Annotated in this window: 10 protein-coding genes; 5 read left to right on the top strand and 5 right to left on the bottom strand. The window is 64.4% G+C overall.

The features are described from left to right. The 3 genes from AC2FMN_RS13180 to AC2FMN_RS13170 all read right to left on the bottom strand — a co-directional run. On the bottom strand, positions 1 to 605 hold a 605-nt coding region (locus AC2FMN_RS13180; RefSeq protein WP_496688688.1), incomplete at its 3' end, for an NAD(P)/FAD-dependent oxidoreductase. Between the two features lie 36 nt (positions 606 to 641). Then, on the bottom strand, positions 642 to 1265 hold the full coding sequence (locus AC2FMN_RS13175; RefSeq protein WP_496688686.1) for a LysE family translocator: 624 nt from the start codon (positions 1263 to 1265) through the stop codon (positions 642 to 644). Next, the gene (locus AC2FMN_RS13170; RefSeq protein ID WP_496688684.1) at positions 1265 to 1834 is read right to left on the bottom strand and encodes a helix-turn-helix domain-containing protein; all 570 of its coding nucleotides are present in this window, start codon (positions 1832 to 1834) and stop codon (positions 1265 to 1267) included. Before AC2FMN_RS13170 ends, AC2FMN_RS13175 begins: the two co-directional genes overlap by 1 nt. A 108-nt stretch (positions 1835 to 1942) precedes the next feature. Between AC2FMN_RS13170 and AC2FMN_RS13165 the strand changes: the two genes are divergently transcribed. Then, a complete protein-coding gene (locus tag AC2FMN_RS13165) occupies positions 1943 to 2215 on the top strand; it encodes a DUF1294 domain-containing protein (protein ID WP_496680369.1) in 273 nt (90 codons plus the stop codon). A 37-nt stretch (positions 2216 to 2252) separates the two neighbouring features. Further along, complete coding sequence (locus tag AC2FMN_RS13160; protein WP_496688682.1) at positions 2253 to 3149, top strand: cation diffusion facilitator family transporter; 897 nt, start codon at positions 2253 to 2255, stop codon at positions 3147 to 3149. Positions 3150 to 3152: 3 nt separating this feature from the next. Here the strand turns inward: AC2FMN_RS13160 and AC2FMN_RS13155 are convergent, their stop codons facing one another. Together AC2FMN_RS13155 and AC2FMN_RS13150 are read right to left on the bottom strand one after the other, a co-directional pair. Further along, the gene (locus AC2FMN_RS13155; protein ID WP_496688680.1) at positions 3153 to 3608 is read right to left on the bottom strand and encodes a GAF domain-containing protein; all 456 of its coding nucleotides are present in this window, start codon (positions 3606 to 3608) and stop codon (positions 3153 to 3155) included. Between the two features lie 95 nt (positions 3609 to 3703). Next, complete coding sequence (locus AC2FMN_RS13150) at positions 3704 to 4876, bottom strand: thiolase family protein (protein ID WP_496688678.1); 1173 nt, start codon at positions 4874 to 4876, stop codon at positions 3704 to 3706. Positions 4877 to 4972: 96 nt separating this feature from the next. Here AC2FMN_RS13150 and AC2FMN_RS13145 point away from each other — a divergent pair, with 96 nt between their 5' ends. The 3 genes from AC2FMN_RS13145 to AC2FMN_RS13135 all read left to right on the top strand — a co-directional run bounded on the left by AC2FMN_RS13145 (position 4973) and on the right by AC2FMN_RS13135 (position 7561). Next, complete coding sequence (locus AC2FMN_RS13145) at positions 4973 to 5311, top strand: STAS domain-containing protein (protein ID WP_496688676.1); 339 nt, start codon at positions 4973 to 4975, stop codon at positions 5309 to 5311. A gap of 23 nt (positions 5312 to 5334) precedes the next feature. After that, positions 5335 to 5796 carry an ATP-binding protein gene (locus AC2FMN_RS13140; protein ID WP_496688675.1) on the top strand — a complete coding sequence of 154 codons (462 nt, stop codon included), beginning with the start codon at positions 5335 to 5337 and terminating at the stop codon, positions 5794 to 5796. Positions 5797 to 5983: 187 nt separating this feature from the next. Beyond that, positions 5984 to 7561 carry a gamma-glutamyltransferase family protein gene (locus AC2FMN_RS13135; RefSeq protein ID WP_496688674.1) on the top strand — a complete coding sequence of 526 codons (1578 nt, stop codon included), beginning with the start codon at positions 5984 to 5986 and terminating at the stop codon, positions 7559 to 7561. Positions 7562 to 7592: the final 31 nt, after the last annotated feature.

Genomic DNA, 7592 nt, shown 5'->3' with positions numbered 1-7592 from the left:
ACATAGTCGCAGTCGATGTCGCCCTTCTCGGTATGCACGGTCCAGGTGCCGTCGTCATGCTGGGTGACGCCGGTGGCGGGGCAGAACCGGATGATCTTCTGCCCCATGTCGCGCGCGCCCTTGGCCAGCGCCTGCGTCAGCTGCGCCGGGTCGATATCGCCGTCGGTCGGGTCATACAGAACCCCGACCAGATCGTGCAGTTCCAGAAACGGATACCGCTCCTTGGCTTGTTCCGGCGTCCAGATCTCCATCGGGATGCCCTGATAGCGGCCCATGGCGGCGGCGCGCTCGAATTCCTGCATCCGCTCCTTGCTGTGGGCCAGCCGGATCGAGCCGGTGACGTGGTAGTTCATCGGGTAATCGACCTCGTCGGCCAGGCGCGAATACAGCTGGGTCGAATAGCGCTGCATGTTCATGATCGCCCACGAGGTCGAGAAGGTCGGCACGTTGCCCGCCGCGTGCCAGGTCGATCCGGCGGTCAGCTCGTTCTTTTCCAGCAGAACGCAGTCGGTCCAGCCCTTCTTGGCCAGATGATACAGCGAGGAGGTCCCCACCACGCCGCCGCCGATGATGACCACGCGGGCCTTTGTCGGAAAATCACTCATAGGTTTTTGCTCCCTGTCAGACTGCCGCGAGCGGCATCACGTTTTTCCTGCCGGGGTCGCGCTGGTGCCCAGCAAGACCCCGTAGATGATGAAACAGGTGGCCATGACCCGGCGCACCCATGTGTTGAACACGGCCCCCAGCGCCGCCTTGCCCATCAGCGCGCCCAGCAGGGTAAAGCCCGTGTAACTGAGCGTGGTGATGGTCAGCGCGGTCGGCACGATCACGGCCATCTGCTGCCAGATCGGCACGTGCGGCTGCACGAATTGCGAAAACGCAGCCAGATAGCCCGCGACGCTTTTGGGGTTGATCGTCGCCACCGCCAGCGCGTGCAGATAGACATGCCGCGCAGGACGTTCGGCTGCGGGCGCGGGCCTGCCGGCATTCATCCAGCCGCGCACGCCGAGCCAGATCAGGAACCCCGCGCCGATCAGCTTGGCAATGAAGAACCCGGTGGGCGAGGCCGCGATCAGCGCCGTCACCCCCAGCGCCGAGAGGATCAGAAAGGCGCTGGCCTGTGTCAGGATCGCCAGCACCCCCAGCATCGCCTTGGGCAAGGGCAGGCTCATCCCGTTCGAGATGCAGTTGACCGCGTTCGGCCCCGGCGTGGTGACGAACACCACCCAGAACAGCGCGAATATGGTCCAGGCCTCGAAGCTCATCAGTAGACCGGCGGGGCGATGACCCAGATGGCCACCGCTGGCTCATCATACGGGTTCGACCAGTGATAGGGTTCGTGCTTGATGCGGAAACTGTCGCCCGGCCCGACGGTGAAGCTGCGCCCGCCAATCGTCAGGTCGAGGCAGCCCGAGATCATGTAGCCCACCTCTTGCGTGGGTCGGTCGGCCGGGGTCTGCATCCGCGAGCGAGGCTGAAAGGTGGAATGCACCATCTCGAAATCGTCGGTGAGATCGGGCGAGAGCAGTTCCTCGATCAGCCCCTCCTCGCCCGAGCCCATCGGGCGGCGCGATCCGGCGCGTACGACATAGCCCAGTTCGTCCGGCGTTACGCCGGTGTGCGCGAACAGCATCGACATCGGCACGCCGAGGCACTCGGCGATCTGGCGCAGGTCGGAAATCGACGGCTCGGACAGATCGCGCTCGACCTGGCTGAGCCAGCCGACCGACCGATCCAGCCGCTTGGCCACATCCGTCAGCGTCAGCCCGCGCGTTTTGCGCAAGGCCCGGATGTCAGCCCCCAATGTCGCCCCGGTCTGACCCTGATCGTCCACGTCACCCTCGTGAAATTTTTGCGCATATTTTCACGATGACCCGAATCGATGAAAAAACCAAGCGGTTTTTCACTTCCGAACATGTGGCCACTCGGGTAAAGCGCGGACATGTGGATCGCTATCGCATATCTCTGGGCCATCAACGGGCTGACCTTGGTGGTTTTCGGCTGGGACAAGCTGCAGGCGCGCCGGCGCAGGCGGCGTGTGCCCGAGCGGTGGTTGCTGCGGCTGGCCCTGCTGGGCGGCGGTCCGGGTGCGCTGCTGGGCAGTTGGGTGTTCAACCACAAGACCCGCAAATCGCGGATCAGGGTCAGCCTGTATGCCATCGTGCTGCTGCAGGTCGCCGCGGCGTGGCTGTATATGACGCAGGGCGCGGCTTGAACTGGCAATCGCGGGCCGGATCGGGCAAAGCTGCGGCATGATCGACAGAACATCCTCCCAGTCGCTGGCCATCGGGTCGGTGGCCGTTGCATTGCTGGTGCTGGCGCTCAAGATCTGGGCCTGGCGACTGACCGGTTCGGTCGCGTTGTATTCCGACGCGATGGAGTCGCTGGTCAATGTCGTGGCCGCACTGCTGGCCTGGTTTGCCATCCGCATGGCCGAGCGCCCGGCCGACACCAACCACCCGTTCGGGCACCACAAGGCCGAGAATTTCTCGGCCATCGCCGAGGGCACCCTGATCGTGCTGGCCGCGATCCTGATCCTGCAAGAGGCATGGGGCGCGCTGTTCGCCCCACATCTCGATCAGCTCGGGCCGGTCGGGCTGGCGGTCAACGCCGCGGCCATGGTGTTGAACCTGATCTGGGCGCGGGTGCTGATCGCAGCGGGCGAGCAGCGGCGGTCACCGGCCATGACGGCGAACGGACGCCACCTGATGACCGATGTCTGGACCTCGGCCGGGGTCTTGCTGGGGCTTGTGCTGGTGCTGCTGACCGGCTGGGTCGTTCTCGATCCGCTGTTGGCCATTCTGGTCGCCGCCAACATCCTGCGCGAGGGCTGGAAGGTCATCTTTCATTCAGCCGGCGACCTGATGGATTCGGCCGCGCACAGCGACGACACGGACATCATCAAAGAGGCCGTGCGCAACTCGTCCCAAGGCGCGTTGCAGATCCACGACCTGCGCACGCGCCGGGCCGGCAAGGCGGTGTTCATCGAATTCCACCTGGTGGTGGACCGCAACATGTCCGTGGGCGAGGCGCATGACATCTGCGACGCGATCGAGGACGCCATCGCCGAGAAGCTGCCCGAGGCCCGCACTATCATCCACGTGGAGCCCGACACCAAACTGGAAGCGACGGGCATCGAGCCGGAGTAAGCCTCAGATCCGCCCGAAGACCTGCGCGAGGATTTGCGACAGCGCATCCGCATCGGCCTGGGTGAACGCATCGGGCTGGTCGCTGTCGATATCGAACACCGCGATGATCCGGCCCGCGCCGTCCCGCACCGGTAGAACCAGTTCCGACCGGGTCGAGGACGCACAGGCGATATGCCCGTCGAACGCGTCCACATCCGGAACCAACTGCACCTCGCCGGTGCGCGCCGCGGCCCCGCAGACCCCTCGCGAGAACGGGATCACCAGGCATCCGTGGCCGCCCTGATAAGGCCCGATCTTCAGCACTCCGGGTTCGGTGACGCGGTAGAAACCGGTCCAGTCAAAGCGGTCGTCGGCATGATGAACCTCGCAGGCGACCGTGGCCATCAGCGCGATCGGATCGGTCTCGCCTTCGGTCAGCGCGGCAATGGTCTTGGAAAGCGTGTCATAATCTGCGGTCATGGTCGGGCCTGTCGTAAACGAACTGCAGGGGGCGCCGCCCCCTGCCGAGCCTGCGGCTCAAATCACCTACGCACTATTTGCAAACGGGAGAAGGGTCAAACCCGTTCGATGGCAATCGCGGTGCCTTCGCCCCCGCCGATGCAGATGGCCGCTACACCGCGCCGCAGGCCGCGTTTTTCCAATGCGTTGAGCAGCGTGACCATGATCCGCGCGCCCGAGGCTCCGATGGGGTGACCCAGCGCACAGGCCCCGCCATTCACGTTCACCTTGTCGCGTGGCAGCCCCATTTCGTGCATGAAGGCCATGGGAACTACGGCAAAGGCCTCGTTCACCTCCCACAGGTCCACGTCATCCTTGCTCCAGCCGATCCGCTCCAGCAGCTTCTGCGCGGCCGGAACCGGGGCGGTGGTGAACAGGCCCGGAGCCTGGGCGTGGCTGGCATGGCCCAGAATGCGCGCGCGCACGTTCAGGCCGCGAGCCTCGGCCACATCCGCCGACGCCAGAACCAGCGCCGCGGCGCCGTCCGAGATCGACGAGGAATTGGCCGCCGTCACGGTGCCGTCCTTGCGGAAGGCGGGCTTGAGCGTCGGGATTTTCTCGGGGCGGGCCGATTTGGGTTGTTCATCCGCGTCCTGAGTGACTTCGCCCCTGCGGGTCTTGACCGTCACCGCCGCGATTTCACCGTCAAACGCACCGCTGGCCTGCGCCTCAAGCGCGTTCGACAGTGATTTCAGCGCGTATTCGTCCTGCGCCTCGCGGGTGAACTGATAGGCTTCGGCACAATCCTCGGCAAAGGTGCCCATCAGGCGGCCCTTGTCATAAGCGTCCTCGAGCCCGTCCAGAAACATGTGGTCGATCACCTGGGAATGTCCGATCCGCGCGCCGCCGCGCATCTTGGGCAGTAGGTAAGGCGCGTTGGTCATGCTCTCCATGCCGCCGGCGACCATGAGGTCGGCATGACCCAGCGCGATCTGGTCAAACGCCATCATGGCGGCCTTCATGCCCGACCCGCACATCTTGTTCAGCGTCGTGGCCGGAACGTCTTCGCCCAGCCCCGCCGCGAACCCGGCCTGACGCGCCGGCGCTTGGCCCTGCCCGGCGGGCAGGACGCAGCCCATCAGAACCTCGTCCGCGGTCTGCGTGTTGGCATCGTCCAACGCAGCACGGATGGCAACACCACCCAACTCGGCCGTGGGCACCCCGTCAAACATTCCCTGGAAACCCCCCATCGGGGTCCGGGCGGCCCCGGCAATCACGACCTCTTTCATGCGACTCCTCCTGTGTTCGGGCCTTGGATACAGAATCGTAAGAATTGCCGTCTAGCGTATTTCTACGATCGACTTTCATTTGTGGAGGGTGGCCTTTTGGCATTGAGCAGCAATACGACCGGCGAAACTCAGGTGATCCGGGTCGATGCAGACCGAATCGATGCTGCCATGGCGATTCAGTTCAAGGAGAACATGCGCCTTGAAACCGACTCCGGCGCGCGGCGTGTGATCCTGGACCTGTCGGCGGTGGAGTTCATCGACTCGAGCGGGCTGGGCGCGATCGTCGCATCCATGAAGCAACTGGGCGGCGACCGAAGGCTGGATCTGGCCGGGCTTCAGCCCGTCGTCGAGAAGGTCTTTCGGCTGACCCGAATGGATACCGTCTTTCGGCTGTTTCCCGACCTGGACGACGCGCTGGCCGCACCAGCGGAGTGAAACGGCACATTGGGTGAGATTGCGTGACTGTCAACTGCAAGAACGGCGGAATGGACCTGAGCTTCGCCGCCAACGAGGCCGATGCAAGCACCGCAATCGCCTGTCTGCATGGCAGCCTCGATGCGCTTGGGGTGCCGCATCAACGCAACTGCGACGTGAAGATCGCCCTGGCCGAGGCCATCAACAACGTCGTCGAACACGCTTATTCGGACAATCCCGAAGGCCGCGTACAGGTGCAGGCCACGATGGATCGGAACGGCCTGAGCATCCTGATCACCGATCGTGGCCGGCCTCTGCCCGGACTGCGCGTCCCTGACGGCATCCCGGCCAGCGTCGAGACAGCACGCGAGGATCTGCCCGAAGGCGGATTCGGCTGGTTCTTGATCCGCCAGCTTTGCGACAATGTTCGGTACGATCGGACCGACGGAGAAAACCGCCTGAGGCTGTCCTTCGCCTTCTCCTCCACTGAAAAGCGGCCACAATAAAGCCCAGATCGAACCATTGTTGCGCCCAAAAGCGGGATCATACAGAAAGGGTAGCTCAGATAGCTTCCCTCGGCGCCACTGTCACAGCCCCCACCCAGTGTATGGCGCCGAGGATTTCCTCCGCTTCCCCCCTATGGACAAAGACGCACAGCCATCTAGTGTCGTCGTGACAACCGCAGGGGGTATCATGCGCGACTTTCATTTTCCCGGCCGGTCCGAGGTTCTGTCAACCGACGGAATGTGCGCGACCTCGCATCCCTTGGCCGCCAAGGTCGCCCTGGACATACTGGGCCAGGGCGGAAACGCCATGGATGCGGCCATTGCCGCCGCCGTGCTTCTGGGCATCTGCGAGCCTCAGATGACGGGTTTGGGCGGCGACTGCTTTGTTCTGTACAACCGTGCCGGCGAGAGCGAAGTCCGCGCATTGAACGGGTCGGGCCGCGCGCCGGCGGCCGCTTCGGCCGAGCACCTGCGGCAACAGGGGTTTGACGCCGTTCCGCTGACCAGCCCGCATGCGGTTACGATACCCGGGGCCGTGGATGCATTCTGTTATCTCTCCCGCACAGAGGGCCGATTGGGTCTCGGTGCGGTTCTGGAGCCCGCCATACACTATGCCGAGGCCGGCGTACCGGTTGCGCCGCGCGTCGCCCACGATTGGGCACGCGACGCCGGGACCCTTCAAGGAGCCGCCCGGAGCCATTTTCTGATCGACGGCAAGGCCCCGCAGGTGGGGCAAATGTTCCGTGCCCCCGGCCAGGCCGAAGTTCTGCGCCGGATCGCCCGCGACGGAAGAGATGCCTTCTATACCGGCGAAATCGCCGACGACATGCTGGCCACGCTGCAAGACCTCGGCGGCGTCCACACGGGTGAAGACTTCGAACGGACGGCCTGCGTTCCGACCCTGCCCATCGGCGGCACCTACAAGGAGGTCGAACTTTTGGAGCATCCGCCCAACGGGCAGGGCGCGACGGCCATTCTGCTGCTGAACATCCTTCGGCATTTCGATATCGCCAAAATGGACCCGTGGGGGGCCGCGCGCGTTCACATCGAGGCCGAGGCAGCCAAACTGGCCTACGAGGCGCGCAACCGCTTCATCGCGGACCCCGAGCGATCCCAGCAACTGGACTGGATGCTGAACCCGAAGACCGCCGAAGACCTGGCCGCCCGGATCGACCCGAAGCGGGCCATGCCGTCAGCCGCCCCGATCGTCGAGGCCGTTCACAAGGACACGGTCTATGTCACGGTCGTGGATCGCGACCGGATGGCCGTTTCGCTGATCTATTCCATCTTCCACGGTTTCGGCTCGGGGATCGCGTCGGAAAAGTTCGGCATCCTGCTGCAAAACCGAGGAGCCGGCTTCACCCTGCAGTCCGGTCACCCCAACGAACTGGGCGGCGGGAAACGCCCCATGCACACGATCATCCCCGGCATGCTGCGCATCGACGGTGAGCCCGCCATGCCCTTCGGCGTGATGGGCGGCGCCTATCAACCGACCGGACACGCCAGGCTTGTGTCCAACCTGACCGATTTCGGGCTGGATCTTCAAGCCGCCATCGACGCACCCAGAGCCTTTGCAGACGGCGGCGTTCTGAAAGTGGAGCCGGGATATCAAGACAGCGCAAGGAAACAGTTGGCAGAGATTGGGCACAATGTAGTGCTTACAGAAACGCCATTGGGAGGCGCCCAAGCGATCAGGATCCGAAGCGACGGCATTCTGGAAGGCGCAAGCGACCCGCGAAAAGATGGGTGCGCCCTGGGATTTTGACGTTTGAAGCCCCTTGGCGCAACCGCCGACG

It is taken from the genome of Ruegeria sp. BHSC037, assembly GCF_059613045.1.
The sequence above is the reverse complement of the archived record's forward strand: the minus strand, read 5'-3'. Positions and strand labels throughout refer to the sequence as shown.

Excerpts from the sequence above, each read along its gene's own strand:
- AC2FMN_RS13165 (WP_496680369.1), top strand. The coding sequence starts at position 1,943 with ATGTGGATCGCTATCGCATATCTCTGGGCCATCAACGGGCTGACCTTG.
- AC2FMN_RS13155 (WP_496688680.1), bottom strand. The coding sequence starts at position 3,608 with ATGACCGCAGATTATGACACGCTTTCCAAGACCATTGCCGCGCTGACC.
- AC2FMN_RS13160 (WP_496688682.1), top strand. The coding sequence starts at position 2,253 with ATGATCGACAGAACATCCTCCCAGTCGCTGGCCATCGGGTCGGTGGCC.
- AC2FMN_RS13150 (WP_496688678.1), bottom strand. The coding sequence starts at position 4,876 with ATGAAAGAGGTCGTGATTGCCGGGGCCGCCCGGACCCCGATGGGGGGT.
- AC2FMN_RS13135 (WP_496688674.1), top strand. The coding sequence starts at position 5,984 with ATGCGCGACTTTCATTTTCCCGGCCGGTCCGAGGTTCTGTCAACCGAC.
- AC2FMN_RS13175 (WP_496688686.1), bottom strand. The coding sequence starts at position 1,265 with ATGAGCTTCGAGGCCTGGACCATATTCGCGCTGTTCTGGGTGGTGTTC.